Genomic DNA, 19,773 nt, shown 5'->3' with positions numbered 1-19,773 from the left:
TTAAATAGGTCAATAAATGTACAATTAGTGATATTAATAAAGTAATTTAGATTTTTATTAAATATTCAGTTTTTCTCTAATATTTTTTATGTAACGACGATTTATAATAACTTTTTCATTGTTTCTTAAAGTGGCTTGCATACGACTATGTGATATTATTTTTATACTTTTTATGTAGTCCATATTTAAAATCATGGACTTGGATATTCGTGAGAAGGATGTATTAGCTAATAATTTTGATAATTTATATATTTTTAAATCAATTTCAAACACATCATCTTCACAATAAGCAAAAGTTTTATTTCCAACTGTCTCAAAATATAAAATATCGCAGACATTAAGCTTATAAATCTCCCCTGATTTTTTACCTTTTATATTAAGTAACGGTGTACTTAATAATGAAATTATTTTTTCGATGTTATTATCTAGAGTAGAACATTTTATAGTTATTTCAATATCGTCGCAATTAATAGCTTGTTCGACATGTATTTTCATTAATCATCACCTCATTTTATTACTGTCATTAGAATAGCATTATATCTTATGGAGTCCAACTATATGCGTTATAAATTTCAAATTAAGTATAGTAAAATTCAAAAATAAAACAGTAAAATTCAAATTTTAGGTGGTAAAATTAAAAAAATACTATAGATATTTGGATAAATTATCCAAATATCCTAGTATTTTTTATAGAACATATCTAATTATTTTACAAATAAACCTATTTTATGATTTACATATATTGTCAAATTATTTCTTAAATAGCAAAATATTTTTGGATAGTGTATCAATACTGTTTGATAAAGTGTTTAGTTTGCTCTCGATTCTAACCAATAAATACATGGATAGAGCTATGGGAAAACCAACATTGGTTATTAACAGCTGTAAACTATCATCCATAAAATTAGCCCCCTATTCTATAACTAAGTCATAAGGAGTGGTATTTGTTTCCACAACCTTGGCTTCAACAACAGAAGCGAGGTCAAATCCTCCAACTGAAAAAATATTTTTAGATACTATCAAATCCATGACAGATTTTATATTTTCTTCAGTCAAGTCATCCTTTGGATTTTCTATAGAAAAAGAAACTTGTTTATCCTTTACATTTTTAAAACTCATGACTAATTTTTTCTTAATCTCCATACAATTACCTCCGATATAATAATTTATATTTTTAATTGTTAATATTAATTGTTTAATTGCTAATATTAATTGTTTAATTGTTGATACTAATTGTTGTTGGTATAGAAAATGCCTTGCTTTATTTCAATTAGTTTAGACTGAATGAAGTACGACAGCATTTAAAATAGCTAACATGTTTAAGTTGAAATATATCTAATATATTAATTTTTAAAGTATCAATATATCAAATTTATAATCCACATTGAAGTTATAACCTGCTAAATCTATAGCACATTAAGTGCATTATATAACTTAGTCTTTTACATAAAGAGTTAATTTATTTGTAAAGCAGATTATGTTTAAAAGACACTATTTAGATAGTGATGTACTGTCTAATTTTAAAATATCAACAATAGGTTTTTCTTGAAGACTTGCTATTGCTTCTGCAACAGCATAAACATCTTCATTTAATGCCTCTGCCTTTACATTTGCAAATGACTTGCTTTTAATAACTGCCTTACCCTTATCATCAAAACCAGCATCCAATTTTAGTTTTATACTAGATAAGTTTTTTGTTGAAACAACTTCCATAAAATTACCTCCTAAAAATTTAATTTCAAAGATTTGTCGACTTTCTTTGTTAACTATAATACTATCATCTAAAATAGTATCGGAGTTAAACAGTAATTTCTTAAGATTTTTTGTGTAAATTTCTACAGGAAAGATTTACCTGTATATAGTAAGTTTATAAGTTATTTAGGAAGATATATTTTTAGTATTTTGAAATAGTATTTATATATTTTCCTACTAGTTGAGTTATTTTATATGGAGTTTTATATATGTAGAGTTGAATATTATATGTTAAAGTTTATGTTAAAAATTTTATTAAATTTAATCTGTAAATAAAAAAGTTAAAAGTCCAATATTAACATTTTACTTTTAAACCATTAAAATCTTTATTAAAGCTAACAAAGTTACTAGGTTATGAAAAGTTTTATTAAAGTTAATACAGTTATCAGATTAAGAAAAATTATATTAGAGTTAATAAATGAATTGATTTAAAGGCTGATATATTTTTATTAGGGTCAAGAAAGGAATTGATTTAGAGTCTAATATATTTTTATTAGGGTCAAGAGAGAAATTGATTTAGAGTCTAATATATTTTTATTAGGGTCAAGAGAGAAATTGATTTTAAGATTAATATATTTTTATTAAGGTCAAGAAATGAATTGATTTAAAGGCTGATATATTTTTATTAAGGTCAAGAAATGAATTGATTTAAAGGCTAATATATTTTTATTAAGGTCAAGATAGTAATTAACTTTAAAGCTAATATATTTTTTATTAGGTCTAATAAAGCTAATAAATATAGTTTAGTTAATAATGTATTAAACAAAAACTCTGTTAAGGCTAGAAAAATATTTTAAAAGGAAGTGAAGCTTATGAAAATAAAAGTAGAAGATATACCAGTTCAGTTTCATGCAATGGTAGAAATAGTGGGAATTGATAAGTTTGTAGAGGTTACTAAGTTGTATGGAGGAACAAATACTTATATACCTACATATAAGGGGATTTTTAGATATGCTAGAAATAGGGAAATAGTAAAACAATTTAACGGAGTCAACTACAATGAATTGGCTATTAGATATAATATGTGTGTAGGCAATATTAAGCGAATACTCAATGAAAATAGTATATAAACATAATGTAAATAGTCTTATTAAATGTAAGTGTAAAGATAAAAAAGGCATTTTATAAAGTTTTTTCAGACAAATTAACTAAATTTATTACTTATTAATTTAAATACATTGTATATTCTATAAAAAAATTTGTTAGATACTGGAGATATATTTAGAATACAAAGAAAATAGTCGAAAATATTTGTTGGCTAAAAAATAGATAAAATGATACAATTGCTTGTATAAAGGGGAAAAATAAATAAATGAACTATATAAATAAAGAAATTTAAACTAATATGACATAATATATTTATAAATTTAAGAATATAAATAGATATTTTCAGAAATTAGTTATGAAATTAAAAAATATTAAAGAAAATATATATTTATATTTAAATTATTTTGTTGTTTATATAAAAATAATAATTATCTAGTTGATAGCAATTATTAGTAGAAATGGGGGAAATAGAGATGAATAATGGATTTTACAAGTTGAATTCAGTGGTATTGGGCTTTGATATAAGGAATGATATTAACAAAATAAGATTTAATCATTACATAATGAGAAAGGAAAATGTGCAAAGACTTCAAGGGACTCTGCCAAGAGGACAATTTTATATGACAGTTAGGAGAACTTCTACAGATTTACAACTTTCTATTTCTACTATAAGCAGGCTTGTAAAAGAGTTTTTGGATTTAGGGATAATAAGATTGGTATCTAAGGGTGTAAAAGGTAATCGTTCTGTATACAGTTATGTAAGTATAGAACTTAATGGAAGTCTATTTGATGATGATAGGTGTATGGAACTTGATTGTGTAGATAATGGTGATTGTGTTGACGGTAATGATATAGAAAGTGATTGTGTAGGTAACGGCGATTGTCTTGACAGTAGTGATATAGAAAGTGATTGTATAGGTAATGTCGATTGTGTTGATAGTAGTGATATAGAATTTTCTAGTATTAACACTAACCAAAACTATATCAATGAATCTTTTGATGTAAGAAAATTAAAAGAAGAAAATTCTAATCCACAATCAGAGTCAATAAATCTTAATTTTAATGATACACATAATGATATATATAAAAGAACTAATAATAGTATAGAAAATAGTCAAAATAAAAAGGTTATGAAATTAAGCAATAGCAAGGTATACAGTGATATAAGCGTTAAAAGTCAAAAGAATACTTTTAATGATACTCATGACATGCAAAAAAAGACTAAATGTGTAACAAAGAAAAAAGAGTCTTTAAATAAAATTAATAAAAAAAATATACAGCAAAGCATTATAAATATGCTAAACAAAAAATCAGGCAAGAATTTTAAAATCAATTCTCCAATAAGCATAAAACTTATCAATGAAAGGCTAAGGGAAGGTTATGTATTAGAAGATTTCTACAAAGTTATTGAGGTAAAAGTAGCTAAGTGGAAAGATACCATAATGGAAATGTATATAAGACCAGAAACCTTATTTAGTTATAAGTTTGAATCCTATGTAAATGAAAACATATCTATAAAAAGTCAAAGTAATGTTTACCAGTATAGAGAAGGCAACAATCGTGACAGTAGTAACTATATACATTCTGATTGTGCAACATATGATGATAGTGTCTGTGAGAGAAAAAAACATGAAAATGTAAGATACTGGAATCCAATATGTGAACTTTAATCAGTCCAAAGATGTATTCAAAATAAATAAGACATTCATAGTAGACAATGTATTATAACTAACAATTATTCATAGCGAATATTGTGTCATAATGGATAGTGTATTTATAACTAGTAGCATATTAAGAAGAATGATATATACACAATAACTAGTGTATCATAATAAATAGCGTATTCATGACTAGTAGTGTATCATAACTAAATAATGTATTTATAACTGATAACGTATTTAAAAATCAAAATATAAAAACTTATTGAGGAAAGAGAGATTAATTTATATGGTTAAATCAAAAGATGTTGAAATAGAACAATCTATTTTAGGTACAATTCTTTTAGACGATAAATTAAGCTATAAGCTAGATGAGTTAAATGAAAACATGTTTATGACTCCTATGTGTATTGAGATATTTAAAATTATGAAAGAACTTAAAAAAGAGAACATAGTGATTGATGTAGCCACTGTGAAATCAAAGATAGATAAAAAATCTCTAGCAATAAAAACTAGTGACTTAACTAGCATAATCACTTGGGGTAGAACTTTTGGGATTGATAGTTACATTAAAATCTTAAAAGAAAACCTAGCTAGAAGAAGTATAAATCAAAGCTGTCAAAGACTTTTACAAAGTCTAAATCTTGGAGAAAATATAGATACTTGTATTTACAAATTTGAAAGTAATATAAAAGAAATTTTGGATAAGGATACCTATGAAAATGATGATGTACATAGTATAGCAGAAAAGGTCCTCGATTTTTTAGAAAACAAAAAAGAGGTTGGATTTAAATTTGGTATAAAATTACTTGATACGACTATAGGGGGGCTTTTTAAAGGGGAGCTAACTACAATAGCAGCTAAATCAGGGGTTGGAAAAACTGCTTTGGCACTTCAAATAATGTTAAATTCATTTAAGCAAGGTAAAAAGACTTTATTTATAAGTAGAGAGATGACCAGCGAGCAAGTATTTATGAGAAATATATGTAGAGTAACTGGTGTAAGTACAAGGGATATGAAATCTAAAGAGATAAATGAAAATGATTGGAAACTTATTGTAAATGCAATAGGTGATTTAAGTGAGAATAACTTAATTTATATTAACGATAAGATAGATACAATTAGTGCAATTAGAAAGAGGATAAGACAGGTAAAGCCAGATTTATTAATAGTGGATTATGTGCAACTCCTTACATCACAGAAAAGCATGGATAAAAGAGAAAGGGAGGTAGCTACTTTTTCAAGAGAACTTAAAAATATGACTTTAGATTTTAATATACCCGTAATTCAATTAAGTCAGTTAAATGATGAAATGAAAGATTCAAGACCTTATGGAGATAGACCTATGAGGGATAGCAAAGCCATCTACCACGATAGCAACAATGTGGTTTATATACATCAATTAAAGGGGAGTGATTATGAAGAAGCAGTAAAAGATATAGGAGAAAGTGAGGAAGCAGTTAGAGAAGCAGAGTACAGGGGGATTAAGATAGTTGATTTAATAGTTGCGAAGTGTAGAGATGGACAGACTAGGCATAAGCATTTTTGTTACTTTGGGGATAAGTTACATTTTCAAGAGCTAAATTATTAGGTCAATAGGATAGCGATAACAAGTTTATTGAAAGTCAAGTAATAGCAAATATAGTATAAAATATGAGGTGAAGATATGTTAGATTTAGAAAAAGTAATAGAATTACTTGAAGAACACAATATACAAGTGAGTATTCCAAAAGAGTTGCATAAGTATAGTTTGTTGGAGTATCTTGAGTTGTGCCAACAAAGTGGGGGAACATATTTTTATATTAAGACAGTGGAGGGTGCTTTAAAAGAGGCTAGAAATGAGCTTATAATTAAATTATTTAATGGAAAAAATTATACAGAATTGGCAAGAATGTTTGATATGAGTGTTATTAATGTCAGATACATTGTTAGAAAAAAATAGATATATTGTGATTAAGTCACAGATAAAAAATAAATGCCATGATATAATTCTTATAGATTAATAATATAGGGAGGTTATTATGTCTAATAAAAAAAAGAGATATGCAAATATTTTAGAAAATGAGTGCGTAGCTTGTGGAAGCTGTATAAAGGCATGTCCAAGAGGTGCTATTTCAGTTCCATGTGGTATTAGTGCAAAAGTTGATATAGACCTATGTGTTGGATGTGGTATTTGTGAAAAGATATGTCCGGCATCTGTGATTGAGATTAGAACAATATTAAATGAGGAAGAAGGTAAGTGTCATGAATAATAAAAAACATTGGTATGACTATTTATGGATTTTTTCTTCAATATATTTGATATTGGGATTTGTAAATATTATTTTCGCTTGGATTGGATTAATTTGTTTCTTTGTGCCGCTAATTATTTCCATTGTTAAGGGAAATAAAGCGTACTGCAATAAGTATTGTGGAAGAGGGCAACTGTTTAATTTGCTTGGAAATAAATTAAAGCTATCAAGAAATAAAGATATTCCTAAATTTATTAGAAGTAAGTGGTTTAGATATGGTTTTTTGACATTTTTTATGGTGATGTTTGCCAACATGCTTTTTTCAACTTATTTGGTGTTTGAAGGGAGTAGAGGCTTTAAAGAGGTAGTGACTTTGTTGTGGACTATAAAAATGCCTTGGCAATGGGCGTATCATGGGACTTTAGTTTCTCCGTGGGTGGTACAATTTGCATTTGGTTTTTATAGTGTTATGCTTACATCTACTGTTCTTGGATTGATTACTATGATATTATTTAAGCCTCGTTCATGGTGCATTTATTGTCCTATGGGTACTATGACTCAGATGGTATGTAAGGCAAAGTGTAAGTCTGTATAGATAGAGTTTATGTTAAGATTTAAGGGGGTTAATGTTTAAAGACAAATTGTTATAAAATAAAGTTACGTGGTATTGAAATAAGATATTTAGTTGTAAGTAAGTTTGTATGAACTCAGAATTACTTGCAACTAAGTGTATTTATATTTATGTGGCTAAATTTTTTATTACTTAATATTACTAAGAATTTATAATTCTAGTAATATTTTTTTTATGAAAGCTTCTCATTTATGTATGATGATGCGTGGTGTACAAAAGCAAGGTTCAAAGACAATTACAAAATCAATAATTGGAAACGTATCTCAAGATAATATAAAAGATTTTTATAATTTATCAAGATAGTAAGCATGAGTATTTTTATTAAGAGTAAATTACATACTAGGAACTAGATGAGTACCAAAAATATTTAGATTACTAAATTTATAAACTTGTTAATATAAAGAAAACAAATATACTATGAGGAGGAACATGGCATAAATTTAAGTGCCATATGATATGAGATGATTAAATATGCAACTGTTATTTGTAACTTTGAAAGTGGTCATTTTTTAGCAATGGAAAAAAAGACGAGAGAAGAAAATAGTGATATTTATGGAAAATGTGTAAATATGCATGGGCATAATTATAAATTACATGTTACTGTAAGAGGTGACATATCAGAAGATGGAATGATAATAAATTTTTCGAAAATTAAAGAGATAATAAATAAAAAAATAGTACAAATTTTTGATCATAAAGTAATAAATGATGTGATAAATGAAATACCAACTGCAGAAAATATGTGTTATATTATTTGGAATATTCTAAATAAAGAATTTAATCTTTTAGGAATTGTTTTATCTGAGGTAATATTATTTGAAACAGATAAATCATATGTTACGTTTAAGGAGCAAATATAATGAGAACGACTCTTAATACTTTAATTGAAGACGTAAAAAAAAATTATAATAATGTTTTACTTAATCATAATGGTAATACATTGACAAATGAAGAATTAGATAAAATGTCGAATAAATTTGGCAATTTTTTATTAATGCATAATATAAAAAAGGGAGACAGGATTGGATTACTATTAGATTTGACTATTGATTCAATTATAGCTATTTTTGGAATATTAAAAATAGGAGCTATTTATGTACCAATTAATCCAAATCAATCAGTAAATAATATAAAATTCATTATTGAAGATACTGAATGTAAAATATTAATATCTGAGGAAGAATATTTGAATTCTTTATCTAGTTATAGAAACCAAATTATAGTTCATAATATATCAGACCAAGTGACAACGGATAAAATAGATTTTATGGAGTATAAGATTTCATCAACAAATAAAATTAAGCTGAAAATAATAGATAAAGATATTGTATATATTATGTATACCTCTGGAACTACAGGAACACCAAAAGGGGTAATGATAAATCATCAATGTATAATGACTTTTATGAACTATGCAGTTAATACATTTAAACATTCTACAAATACAAGGTCGTTATGCAGAACACCAATATATTTTGACCCGTTTTTAACCGAAATTATACCCAGTATAATGAGTGGTGGACAAGTATATATACAAAGCAAAAATGTGTCTATAACAAAATTATTAATGTTTATAGAGAAAAATAAAATTACTAATTTTGGGTGTGGACCTTCTTTATTATATTTGTTAGTTGATAATAGGCATATATTGAAAAAATATGATATGTCAAGCTTAGAAGAAATTTATATAGGTTATGAAAAATGTAATATAAAATTAGTTAAAAGTTTGCAAAAAATATTACCTAAGGTGGATTTTATAAATGGATATGGAACAACAGAAACATTTGCTGCAAGCACTTTTTATGTAATTCCAAATTTATTAGAAAATTCTATGACAGATATACCTATTGGTGAACCTATTGATGACGTTGATTTATTTGTAATCAATGATAATTACGAAAAAGTGGAATGTAATGAAGTAGGAGAAATAATATTAAGAGGAAAAACTTTGTTTAACGGATATTGGAATAATATTGAAGAAACGACTAAACATTTAAAGAAAAACCCATTATTTAAAGAAAGTAACGAACTTGTATACTACACTAGTGATTTAGCAAAAATAGATTCAGATGGAAATATTTTTTTTGTAGGAAGAAAAGATGATCAAATAAAAATAAGAGGTTTTAGAGTTGAATTAGGTGAAATCAAACATGTATTAGAAAATAGTTACTTTATTAAAGAGTGCTGTATATTAAAAATTAACAATAATTTAGTTTGTTTCTATAGCTCTTATATAGATATTGAAAAAAATTCAATAATTAATTTTTGTAAAGAGAGATTGGAAGATTATAAAATACCAAATAAATGGTTTATTATAGATGAACTACCAAGGAATGCAAATGGAAAAATAGATAAAAAAGAGCTAGAATCATATTATAATAAAAACATTAGTAAAATATATCAATAATAGGAGAATATTATTATGAGCAATGCTATATTGTTAAGAAATAAAGAAAATATTGATAATATATTACGTTCCATACCAGACTATAATATAGATTATGTAATTTATCTTGGTGATATTGATAGAAAAAATCTTTCTTTAAGTAATGATATAAAGTTATTTACAGCAAATATTAAGTATATAGAGAAATTAACTTTTTTTTCTCATTTTTCATTTGGTATAGGAATAGCAGAAGCTTTACAAATATCTAATTTAATTATAGATATTGAAGAGTTAGAAGTTAGTAAAATAACTTATGATGCAAATAAATATATACATAAATTACAGCAATTGGTTGATATTGGTACTATTAATAACATACATCTTTCTTTCCCACTAATTAAAAACTTTGATAATTTAGAAACAAAAATACATTGTAAAGAATATGAAAATAATAATTGTTTGATTTTATTTTCTGGAGGCATAGATTGCAGTGTTGTGTCATATATGTTAGCTGATAAATATAAAAAATTAGTTTTATTATTTATGAATTATGGACAAACAAATTACAATATTGAACATGAATGCTCTAAAAAAATTGAGAAAGAATTATTCAAGATTACAGATATATCTTATAATGAAGTATGTTTAAAAAACTATTATGAAAAAATAAATTTTTCTTCTGATTTATTAAAGCCAAATGTTAAGCTAGAGGAAATTAATAAAATATATGAATATGTTCCTTTTAGAAATACAATATTTATTGGAATATCTCTAGAATTTTGTAATATCTTTAATATAAATACAATTGCTACTGGAAGTCAAAGGGATGATAATATTTCACCAGATAATTCAATTAAGTATTATGAAATTATAAATGAAGTAATAAGTTTACAATATAGCACTTCAGAAATTAAAGTTGTTCCATTTCTTTTAAATATTGGTGGGAAAAAAGAAATTATAAAGTTAGGAAATTCATTAGGTATTAATTTTGTAAATTGTTGGACATGTCATAATGAAGAGGTTTATATTAATGGTAAGATTCATCAATGTGGAAAATGTTCTGACTGTAAAACTAGATTTTTTGCTTTTAAAGAACTCGGCTTGGAAGATCCTATTGAGTATCTAAATACACCAAACAAATATTAAGGAGATATTATAATGAGTATTGAAGAAGATTTACATGAAGACATCTTGTTATTAATGAGGGATATTTTAAATAGTCACAATCTAATAATTGAAAGTACAATTAAAATTTCAGATTATGGAATGGATTCTTTAGATTATATTAATTTGATAACAAAAATAGAAGACTGCTATTGTATTGAACTTCCAGACGAAATATTGATTGATATATATAAAATAACTATTGATGATATATCTAAAAAAGTATTGGAGTGTATTAATAATAAACTTTGATATATATATTTTCTATCTTAATATATCTATGTAAATATAGTATAATTATTTTATATAGTACACTTTAAAGTTTAACTATAAATATTAGACTATAAAAAGGGGATTTATATGATAAAACGAGATATTTACTCAGTACAGTTAGATTATATGTTAGCATAATGTACTGAGTAAAATATTAACTTGCTAACAAATAGAACTGTACTGCTAAAAATTTTAGATTTTGTTAACTTAAGATGATTAATAATCACATTAAATTTTAAAAATAAAGAAACATTTTATATATAAAATTATTCTAAGTTAATAAAGTAAAATAAATAAGGATAGGTGTACAGTTATGAAATATTTACTAGAGATAGCAAAAAAAGAGAAGTTATTAGTTATTATATATTTAGCATTAGGCATAAGTATAGAACTTTTAAATAGTTTTAGTGCCAATTATTATCAGAATCTAATAGACAGGTTTAATAATGGGACTATAAATTTTTGTATAATTTTTATTTATGGTGCTGTATTAATTACCTTATCTCTTTTAAGGTATATTGATGAATATCCAGGTAGGAAATTAGAACATAGTTTTTTTTTAGATTTGAAATTAAAAGCTTTAGAAAAAATGAGTAAAATAGATTACTTAGAATATCAAAAGCTAGGTACAGGAAAATTGATTCAAAAAATTGAAAATGGAGCTAATGCTGGCAGAAATATATTTTTTAACTTTTTATTAGCCGTTGTTAGAAAAATAATTCCATCAATTTTATTCAGTATGGTTTTTATTTATAGGATTGATAAAAAAGTTATGTTTACCATATTAATTGGATATTTTATAGTTTTTATTATTACTAATTTACTAATAAAAGCTCTATATCAAATCAAAGAGCATATATTAATTAATGAAGAGAAGATGAATCATTTTTTAGTTCGTGGATTTGTAGAAATGGTTGTATTTAGGATAAACAAAAGATTTGAGTGTGAAATTTGTCAGTCAAAATTTGCGAAAAAAGAAATTATTGATTCTAAGGTTAAAATGACACTGATTCATGAAGCTTTCTTCACGATTTTTTCATTAATAGTGACTTTTATAAAAATATTAATAATAGTTTATAGTTGGAAAACTAAAACAATAAGTATAGGTTCTATAATTGCCTTGATAACATTATTAGATAATGCATATACTCCTATAGCTATTTTTAATGTATTGTATATTCAATTTAAACTAGATAAAGCAGCATATAAGCGTTACACAGATATTTTAGAACTTAATAATGATAGTCAATTGTTATCTGGTAAAATAGTTGATTTAAAGCATGGGAATATTGATTTTAATAATATTGGATTTTTGTACAATAATAAAAGAAAGATATTCAATGAACTTACTTTAAGTATTAAAAGTGGAGAGAAAGTAGCAATTGTTGGAGAAAGTGGTTCTGGTAAATCAACTTTAATTAAACTATTAATTGGGTTATTAAAGCCGAGTGAAGGAACTATATTTATAGATGATTACAATCTGCTTGAGATGAATTTAAATAACTACTATAAGTATATTACATATATATCGCAAGATTCACCAATATTTGATGGAACTTTACGCGAGAATATTGTATTTGGAAAATCTATAAAAAGTAATGATATTATTGATGTATTAGAAAAAGTAGGTTTAAAAAAATTATATTTAAAATTAGAATATGGCTTGGATACTAAATTGGGAGAAAAGGGAACTACATTGTCGGGTGGAGAAAAACAGAGACTAGCATTAGCAAGAATTTGGTTTTCAGATGCTAAGATAATTATATTAGATGAAGCTACATCAGCTTTAGATAATATTACAGAAGAACAGGTTATGTTAAATGTTATGGAGTTTTTAAAATATAAAACAACTATTATGGTTGCTCATAGATTGAATTCAATTAAGAGTTTTGAAAATATAATTGTTCTTAAAGAGGGTAGCATAATAGGAAGTGGAAGTTTTAAAGAACTGTTAGATGATAACTCATATTTTAGAGAATTATACTATACAATATCATAATTATTGTGTAGATAAGCTGTAAGTAGATTTACGTAAAAGCAAATTTACCTACAGCTTTTTTAGTATAGATATCTGTGAAAGAGATATAATTGATGCTATGTCCTATGTAATTAGCTGGCATTTTTATTATTACTACTGCTATCCCAGATTTTCAACATAGACCTAAAGAAACACTACATTCTGCTATTATATAGGGTGCTATTTCAGATAAATATATGTACCTTATTTTTTTATCTTGCTGACCTCAAATACTTTTGCTATATTATTTGCTTCTCTGGATATGCTATTTATCCCATTTAGAATATTCCTATAGTCCACTGGCAAAAGATATAAAAATGGACAGGTTCTTTGAAGATATTCATATTAGAAGAGAGTATTATGAAGGAAGTTACTGGTATGGATTGTCTGTCAGTATCAAGGGTTCAATAAGTATCTTAAAATTTTGCTTACTATATGAAGATAACAATATATATTCAAAATTTTAAAGCGAACTATATCCATTGTCAAATTATTTTAATATTAAGAATGATATTAAATAATCACCTATATATTTTGATGAGAGATTGTTTCCATTTTTAGTTATACTATTAGTATTTTCTTATAACAAGAACTATAAGGGTTCAGCAAATTCCATAAACAATATAATTGATACTAATATAAAAACTATCATTGGAGGGATGAACAATTCTGGTGCAAAATCTATTGCTAAGACAATATGGAGTAAGTATGGAAAAGAGTATGTTAAAAGATTTTTATCTAATTCAACTATATTAATGGTTGTGTAAATCTATGTGTATTTTCAATACTATTGAGATAAGTGACCTATATTAGTATTATTGATTTAAAGTAATGTTTGAACAAAACTAAAATGCTAAAAATGTAAAACTATAAAAATAAAGTTAAATATAAATACAAAGAAAATATAGTATAAAGTTAAATATAAATAGTAAATAAGCAGAAGATATTCTAAAATAGAATCTTTTGTGCTTATAATGTCAAAGAACGAAGTTTATTTTTATCCAGTACTTTTATCCCACCACGAGATAAAGATACAATACTTTCACTAGCAAAATATTTTAACATCCTAGATACAACTTCTCTGGCACTACCCATATACTTAGCAATTTGCTCATGAGTTAGATTTATAGTGTTATTATCGTTTCTAGTTATCTCATCAATTAAAAAAGATGCCAAACGCTTATCAAAACTCATAAAGAGAATTTGTTGCATAGCCCACATAACATCAGAAAAACGTTCAGTAGCTAATTTATATGAGAATAACTCTGCATGAATATTTTCTGTAGATAATTTTGAAAAAACAGAGGAACTAATCTGTATAATTTCGCAGTCTGTTTCAGCATCTACATATACATCAAAAGTTATTGTTTTTAGAATACATGAAGCTGATAAAATACATACATCACCATTATCAAGACGGAAGAGTGTAACCTCACGACCTTCATCTGAAAGTATGTATGTACGTATTGTTCCAGACTTTATAATTAAAACACCAATACAGTCACTGTCTCCACAATGTATGGGATTTCCTTTTTTATAGTGGGAGATGTTTGCTGAAGTAATTAACAACTCTTTTTGTAAGTCAGTGAGTTTATCCCAAAACGGCAAACTGTGTGTAAGTATATCAATATCATTTTGTGAAATCATGTAATGACTCCTTTCTTAAAATATTATAATCCCATGATACAAGTGAATAGATAAAATGACAAGTAGTTTATTAGTAGGATTATTTAAGTGGATATTAATAGTATGATTTGTGTAGAAAAAATATGATAATATCTCTATTCTTGCCTATTAATTAGTAAATTATATAAATGGGTGAGTAGCTTACCTATAATAATATAATTATGGAATACTGTTACTATATAGAGTAAGAAATATATAAATTTAGGTATATATAGTAAGCAAAAAGGACTATATGATAATTTAATGTTTGATACAGCTAGCCAATAAATATTCTTTTAGATTTTAATGCTGTTATGGTAAATTTAAATAGTCTTACACCAGAAAAACAGAAATTATGTCTAAAAAACATTGAAGAAAAATTAAGGTTTGGATAAAGTTAGGAGAAGAATTTATGATAGAAATAAAAACTATAGAAATAAATAAAAAAGGTCATATTGACCTTTTGATGTTAGCAGACCCATGTGAAGAAATGATTGATAAATATCTTGATAAAGGTACTATGTACGCTTTGTATGATAATGAAGAACTTACTTGTATAGCAGTAGTAAATGAGATTTCCAAAGAAATATGTGAGTTAAAAAACATTGCTACATATGAGCATTTTCAAAATATGGGTTATGCATCAAAGATGATTTATCATCTTTTAGATATTTATAGTAAAAAATATTCATCAATAGTTGTTGGTACAGCTGAAAGTGGAGTTCCATTTTATGAGAAGTTTGGATTTGTTTATTCGCATAAAATCAAAAACTTTTTTGTAGATAATTACCCAGAACCAATCTTTGAGGGAGAATTACAATGTGTTGATATGCTGTATTTATCGTATAGCTTTTAGGTAGGATAATATTTTTAGGCAGATATAATTAATTTATTCATATAATTATTTGGATTATAATTCATAACTTATGTATAATAAGAGTATAACTTATTTAGAAGATGTTATATTGTTTTATACAAAATAAGATATATAATAATTTGTTTAGTTTGAATTTTGGAGGGGTAATTATGGATTCAAATAATAATGCTATAAAGTCAACTGTTAAAAAGGGTATTTCTTTTGGCTCTTGTTTAGCAATGATTATTTCTTATACTGCATGGAAATCTATCCCATGGGCTATTTTTCACGGCTTAATGAGTTGGATATATGTACTTTATTATTGGGTTAAATATGTGTAGATTAAAATAATAAATAAGTATGTAATATTGCGAAGTTTAAGAAACCAAATGTAATGGGGTGTCTCAAAATGAACTTTTTAGTTTATGGGACACTCTTTTTTATATGAGATAAAATATATTTTTATCACTTAAACAATGAAAAAGAGGATTATTTGTACTGAGACCTAAAAGTTGGCTTTATACAGGAATGGAATTTTCATTCCTGTTTTTTTACTTTGTGTAACTTTAGATTCATATTCAAATCTATATTTAACAGGGCTACGCCAATTTAATTTTTCTTTAATTATTTTGTTATTATAATAGTAAATATATTCTGTTATAGCTTTCTCTAATTTGTTGAAACTTTTATATGTTTTTCTATAATACATTTCTTGCTTCATTATTCCAAAGAAATTTTCCATAGGAGAATTATCAAGGCATGTACCCTTATGAGGCATAATTATGAAGTCAGAAGAATTTTTACAACCTAGTGCGGACCTAAATTGTGCAATATATCTGATACTAAAGCTTCTGTAATAGGTTGTATATCACTATATGTATTTCTATATCTGAGACCGGTTTTTATATATATTAATTGATTATTAAGTGTTGCAGTCCATTTGTATAACATACCCTTTGATGATGGATTTGCACCAAATGTACCATAGATGTCAAACTTTTTATTATCAATACTCAATAGTGTATATTTTTCCATAAGATAACCCTTTCTAGTATTAAAAGTATTTATTTTATTTTAACATAGAATTAAGTATGATTGCTTTCTAAAATAAAAAAGAGAAAATCTTAATTTAAAATTGTAGAATGGCTCTCTTATCTGATTATTTAATCTTCTTCATAAGAAATTACTATACCAAATATTTTTATAGATGTATTTATGCCAATGGCTGATGGATTATATGTCAAAATTTATTTATTAGCTTATAGACAAGCATGTGATGGAAACTCTAACCCTAATTTTAATAATAGCCCTATAGCTAAGAACTTAAATATACCCTTATCTGATATGTTAAATGCTTGGAAATTTTGGGAAGAAAATTATAAAAATACATAATGATAATGACGAAGACAATTTGAATTATTCAATAGAGTTTTTAGATTTAAAAAGCTTTTATCTTAATAATATATTGAATAGCAATCCTACGTCAAAACAGGAGCATACTGAAAATTTTCTTGAAACTGAGAACCAAGACATTAGAAATATGTTTATAGAAATCAACAATATTTTTAAAAAAGAAAGATATTCAAAACTCTATTGTAATCTAATTGTTTCTCTTTAAAGTTTTAAATTTAGTAATGATATATGAGTTTATCAGACTCTTATTTCAATAATGCAAATTTTTATTTAGAAGTGAAGACTTTGGTATGAAGAAATTGGTATAATAAAAAAGAGGTGTTGATATGAGAGAAAAATTAGAAGAAAAATCTAAGATTATTAAAACGTCAAAAGAGTATAAACGAACTATAGTTGAAGAAAAGGACAGAGAATGGACCAAAAAATTAAATGATATACTTAGTAGAGGTGATTTTTCTAATGAGAAGTTAGATAAAATCAAGGGTTTAATCCCAAAAGAAATATTGACTAGTGAAAATGTTGGTGAAGTTGTAACTGAAGATGGATATGCTAAGCCTGAGTATGATGAGGTATTTAAATCATTATTTACTCTAAATAATGATTACGATTTACTTGCAAATTTTATAAATGATATTCTCAAAGATGCTCCATATGCTAATAAGAATATCAAACCGTTTACTCAAATAAAAAGAATAATTAGAGTTGAAACTGACCCAACAATTAATTACATTGGAGAGAAAAGACCTAGACTTGATATTTTGGCTGAAGATGAAGAAAATAATCATATAAATATTGAAATGCAAAGAGCACTTGAAGATGATTATTTGGAAAGAGCTGAATATTATCTTAGTCGTGTACATGGTAGAAAATTAAAAGAAGGAAAAGGATATAAAGAGATTGGAAAAACTATTGGAATACATATACTAAATCATGTAAAATATAATCACATAGAAGATTATGTAAACTGTCTAAGATTAACAATGGATGGACATCCAGATATTTTTTCTAGTAAAACTGCATTATATTTTATAGAACTTCCAAAAATCCGTAAATCCAGTTGTATAGCAAACAGAGTTCTAATATGGGGTAAACTTATTGACAACCCTTCTCATATAGATATTAGAATACTATCTAAAACGGATTATGTTATTAAAAGAGCACTTGATAGATTAAAAGAGTTAGGAAGCAATGAAGAATATTTATTAAATTTAAAGAGAGGTGCATATATTATGAATAAAAGTAGAAATTTTAAAGAAGAAATTTTTAAAGAAGGCATTAAAGAAGGCATTGAAAAAGGTATCGCAAAAGGTATCGCAAAAGGTATCGCAAAAGGGAAAAGAGAAGAGAAATTTAACATCATTATAAAGTTAAAAAATAAAGGATATAATTTGAGTGAAATATGTGATATTATAGATGATTTAAATAAATCAGAGGTTGAAAAAGTCTATAATCAAAACTAATACTATAATTGAAATAGTACTAGATAAATTAATGTAATTATGTAATAATAAGGTGTTTGTATCTTTATTATAATAATTTGCCTCAAAGCTCCTTCCTTTAAGTGTCAATCAATATAAAAATTTGTTATTTAAATATGGTAAATACAAAGAGATATATAAGTAAAGGAGATGATTCAAGACAAAAATTTGAATTATCTCCTTTTTATAGAAAAAGAAAGGGTTTGACTTAATACCATATAGGGAGATATTTAATAGAATTTTCATACTTACTAGACATCAACTTCTTGAGTGTAAAAGATTCTAGTAAGTGTTTTTGACTAAGTATGGAAAGAGACATATTTTAATAATTGATATTTACATAAAAACTAAAAGTTAATATTAATTTTACTATATTTTTTGAAAGTAATTTCAATTTTAAGCATATAGATTATTTTTTGTAATAAAATATCGAAAGTTCTTTCTAATATGTCTGATTTTATTGTTTGCACATATATCGGGTGATATAATTGGCTTATTACAAAGGAGGGATACAATGTTACCAAAAGGATTGATAGTTTCATGTCAGGCACTAGATAATGAACCGCTTTATTCTTCATTTATTATGGGGAGAATGGCACTTGCAGCAAAGCAGGGAGGAGCAGTTGGGATACGTGCTAATTCTGTATCTGATATTGCCGAAATTAAACATATAGTATCATTGCCTATTATCGGGATTATTAAACGCGAAATAGATGGCAGTGATGTGTATATAACGCCAACAATGAAAGAAGTAGATTCGCTTGTAGAAGCAAATGTAGATGTGATTGCTATGGATGCAACATGTAATACACGCTATGGAGGTATGTCCATTGATAAATTTTTTAGTCTTGTTAAGAAGAAATATCCTAATCAGCAGTTTATGGCAGATTGTGCAAGTGTAGAAGAAGCATTAGTTGCTGATAAGCTTGGATTTGACTAGATTGGGACAACACTAGTAGGTTACACAAAACAAACAAGAGGTTTTAAAGTTGAAGAAAACGATTTCGAAATAATTCGTGAGATTTTATCCAAGGTTAAACATCCTGTTATAGCAGAAGGAAACATAGATACTCCAGAAAAGGCAAAACGTGTTCTTGAATTAGGATGTCATAGTGTGGTGGTAGGTTCTATAATTACTAGACCACAAGTGATAACAAAAAGATTTAGTGATGAAATTACATTGTTAGGAGGAGAATAAATTT

General features: G+C 25.8%; 22 protein-coding genes and 3 pseudogenes. 18 read left to right on the top strand and 7 right to left on the bottom strand.

The features are described 5' to 3' along the window. Positions 1-57 precede the first annotated feature (57 nt). From IR152_RS15100 to IR152_RS15085, 4 genes are all read right to left on the bottom strand, one after another. Positions 58-495: a LytTR family DNA-binding domain-containing protein gene (locus tag IR152_RS15100; protein WP_227452755.1), complete on the bottom strand. Its 438-nt coding sequence runs from the start codon at positions 493-495 to the stop codon at positions 58-60. A gap of 255 nt (positions 496-750) precedes the next feature. Beyond that, the gene (locus tag IR152_RS15095) at positions 751-900 is read right to left on the bottom strand and encodes a YvrJ family protein (RefSeq protein ID WP_227452754.1); all 150 of its coding nucleotides are present in this window, start codon (positions 898-900) and stop codon (positions 751-753) included. Between the two features lie 12 nt (positions 901-912). Then, positions 913-1,143 (bottom strand): DUF2922 domain-containing protein, encoded by a 231-nt coding sequence (locus IR152_RS15090; protein WP_003437662.1) that lies wholly within the window; start codon positions 1,141-1,143, stop codon positions 913-915. 348 nt (positions 1,144-1,491) lie between these two features. Continuing rightward, positions 1,492-1,713: a DUF1659 domain-containing protein gene (locus IR152_RS15085; RefSeq protein WP_003429509.1), complete on the bottom strand. Its 222-nt coding sequence runs from the start codon at positions 1,711-1,713 to the stop codon at positions 1,492-1,494. A gap of 851 nt (positions 1,714-2,564) precedes the next feature. On the opposite strand from IR152_RS15085, the gene IR152_RS15080 reads away from it, so the two are divergent. From IR152_RS15080 to IR152_RS15025, 12 genes are all read left to right on the top strand, one after another. Then, the gene (locus IR152_RS15080; protein ID WP_227452753.1) at positions 2,565-2,822 is read left to right on the top strand and encodes a Mor transcription activator family protein; all 258 of its coding nucleotides are present in this window, start codon (positions 2,565-2,567) and stop codon (positions 2,820-2,822) included. Between the two features lie 450 nt (positions 2,823-3,272). Then, a complete protein-coding gene (locus tag IR152_RS15075; RefSeq protein WP_227452752.1) occupies positions 3,273-4,469 on the top strand; it encodes a conserved phage C-terminal domain-containing protein in 1,197 nt (398 codons plus the stop codon). A gap of 277 nt (positions 4,470-4,746) precedes the next feature. Beyond that, positions 4,747-6,048: a replicative DNA helicase gene (locus IR152_RS15070; RefSeq protein ID WP_227452751.1), complete on the top strand. Its 1,302-nt coding sequence runs from the start codon at positions 4,747-4,749 to the stop codon at positions 6,046-6,048. 75 nt (positions 6,049-6,123) lie between these two features. Next, positions 6,124-6,399 carry a Mor transcription activator family protein gene (locus IR152_RS15065; protein ID WP_227452750.1) on the top strand — a complete coding sequence of 92 codons (276 nt, stop codon included), beginning with the start codon at positions 6,124-6,126 and terminating at the stop codon, positions 6,397-6,399. Positions 6,400-6,478: 79 nt separating this feature from the next. Continuing rightward, the gene (locus IR152_RS15060) at positions 6,479-6,709 is read left to right on the top strand and encodes a 4Fe-4S dicluster domain-containing protein (protein WP_227452749.1); all 231 of its coding nucleotides are present in this window, start codon (positions 6,479-6,481) and stop codon (positions 6,707-6,709) included. Next, complete coding sequence (locus IR152_RS15055; RefSeq protein WP_227452748.1) at positions 6,702-7,283, top strand: 4Fe-4S binding protein; 582 nt, start codon at positions 6,702-6,704, stop codon at positions 7,281-7,283. Before IR152_RS15060 ends, IR152_RS15055 begins: the two co-directional genes overlap by 8 nt. 210 nt (positions 7,284-7,493) lie before the next feature. Further along, entirely contained in the window at positions 7,494-7,622 is a 129-nt protein-coding gene (locus IR152_RS15050) for a GTP cyclohydrolase I (RefSeq protein ID WP_227452747.1), read from the top strand. A gap of 158 nt (positions 7,623-7,780) precedes the next feature. Then, positions 7,781-8,179: a 6-carboxytetrahydropterin synthase gene (locus IR152_RS15045; protein WP_227452746.1), complete on the top strand. Its 399-nt coding sequence runs from the start codon at positions 7,781-7,783 to the stop codon at positions 8,177-8,179. Further along, complete coding sequence (locus tag IR152_RS15040) at positions 8,179-9,726, top strand: amino acid adenylation domain-containing protein (protein WP_227452745.1); 1,548 nt, start codon at positions 8,179-8,181, stop codon at positions 9,724-9,726. Before IR152_RS15045 ends, IR152_RS15040 begins: the two co-directional genes overlap by 1 nt. A gap of 15 nt (positions 9,727-9,741) precedes the next feature. Further along, complete coding sequence (locus tag IR152_RS15035; RefSeq protein ID WP_227452744.1) at positions 9,742-10,851, top strand: 7-cyano-7-deazaguanine synthase; 1,110 nt, start codon at positions 9,742-9,744, stop codon at positions 10,849-10,851. A 12-nt stretch (positions 10,852-10,863) separates the two neighbouring features. Continuing rightward, positions 10,864-11,121 (top strand): acyl carrier protein, encoded by a 258-nt coding sequence (locus tag IR152_RS15030; protein WP_227452743.1) that lies wholly within the window; start codon positions 10,864-10,866, stop codon positions 11,119-11,121. 334 nt (positions 11,122-11,455) lie between these two features. After that, positions 11,456-13,141, top strand: coding sequence for an ABC transporter ATP-binding protein (locus tag IR152_RS15025; RefSeq protein ID WP_227452742.1), 1,686 nt, complete (start codon positions 11,456-11,458; stop codon positions 13,139-13,141). A gap of 987 nt (positions 13,142-14,128) precedes the next feature. Here IR152_RS15025 and IR152_RS15020 read toward each other — a convergent pair. Then, entirely contained in the window at positions 14,129-14,806 is a 678-nt protein-coding gene (locus tag IR152_RS15020; RefSeq protein ID WP_227452741.1) for a Crp/Fnr family transcriptional regulator, read from the bottom strand. Positions 14,807-15,105: 299 nt separating this feature from the next. Here IR152_RS15020 and IR152_RS20505 point away from each other — a divergent pair. From IR152_RS20505 to IR152_RS15010, 3 genes and pseudogenes are all read left to right on the top strand, one after another. Next, positions 15,106-15,210: pseudogene (locus IR152_RS20505) on the top strand (PadR family transcriptional regulator); the annotation flags it as partial. Positions 15,211-15,236: 26 nt separating this feature from the next. After that, a complete protein-coding gene (locus IR152_RS15015) occupies positions 15,237-15,680 on the top strand; it encodes a GNAT family N-acetyltransferase (protein WP_227452740.1) in 444 nt (147 codons plus the stop codon). 170 nt (positions 15,681-15,850) lie between these two features. After that, the gene (locus IR152_RS15010) at positions 15,851-16,021 is read left to right on the top strand and encodes a hypothetical protein (RefSeq protein WP_227452739.1); all 171 of its coding nucleotides are present in this window, start codon (positions 15,851-15,853) and stop codon (positions 16,019-16,021) included. A gap of 164 nt (positions 16,022-16,185) precedes the next feature. On the opposite strand, the pseudogene IR152_RS15005 reads toward IR152_RS15010, so the two are convergent. Next, positions 16,186-16,467, bottom strand: a pseudogene (locus IR152_RS15005) (IS3 family transposase); the annotation flags it as partial. A gap of 20 nt (positions 16,468-16,487) precedes the next feature. Then, complete coding sequence (locus IR152_RS15000) at positions 16,488-16,715, bottom strand: hypothetical protein (protein ID WP_227452738.1); 228 nt, start codon at positions 16,713-16,715, stop codon at positions 16,488-16,490. A gap of 186 nt (positions 16,716-16,901) precedes the next feature. Here IR152_RS15000 and IR152_RS14995 point away from each other — a divergent pair, with 186 nt between their 5' ends. The 3 genes and pseudogenes from IR152_RS14995 to IR152_RS14985 all read left to right on the top strand — a co-directional run bounded on the left by IR152_RS14995 (position 16,902) and on the right by IR152_RS14985 (position 19,769). Further along, positions 16,902-17,072, top strand: coding sequence for a hypothetical protein (locus IR152_RS14995; RefSeq protein WP_227452737.1), 171 nt, complete (start codon positions 16,902-16,904; stop codon positions 17,070-17,072). 347 nt (positions 17,073-17,419) lie between these two features. Then, positions 17,420-18,553: an Rpn family recombination-promoting nuclease/putative transposase gene (locus IR152_RS14990; protein WP_227452736.1), complete on the top strand. Its 1,134-nt coding sequence runs from the start codon at positions 17,420-17,422 to the stop codon at positions 18,551-18,553. Between the two features lie 532 nt (positions 18,554-19,085). After that, positions 19,086-19,769: pseudogene (locus IR152_RS14985) on the top strand (N-acetylmannosamine-6-phosphate 2-epimerase). Positions 19,770-19,773 lie beyond the last annotated feature (4 nt).

This window comes from Clostridioides sp. ES-S-0108-01, assembly GCF_020662285.1.
Lineage (GTDB): Bacteria > Bacillota > Clostridia > Peptostreptococcales > Peptostreptococcaceae > Clostridioides.
The sequence above is the reverse complement of the archived record's forward strand: the minus strand, read 5'-3'. Positions and strand labels throughout refer to the sequence as shown.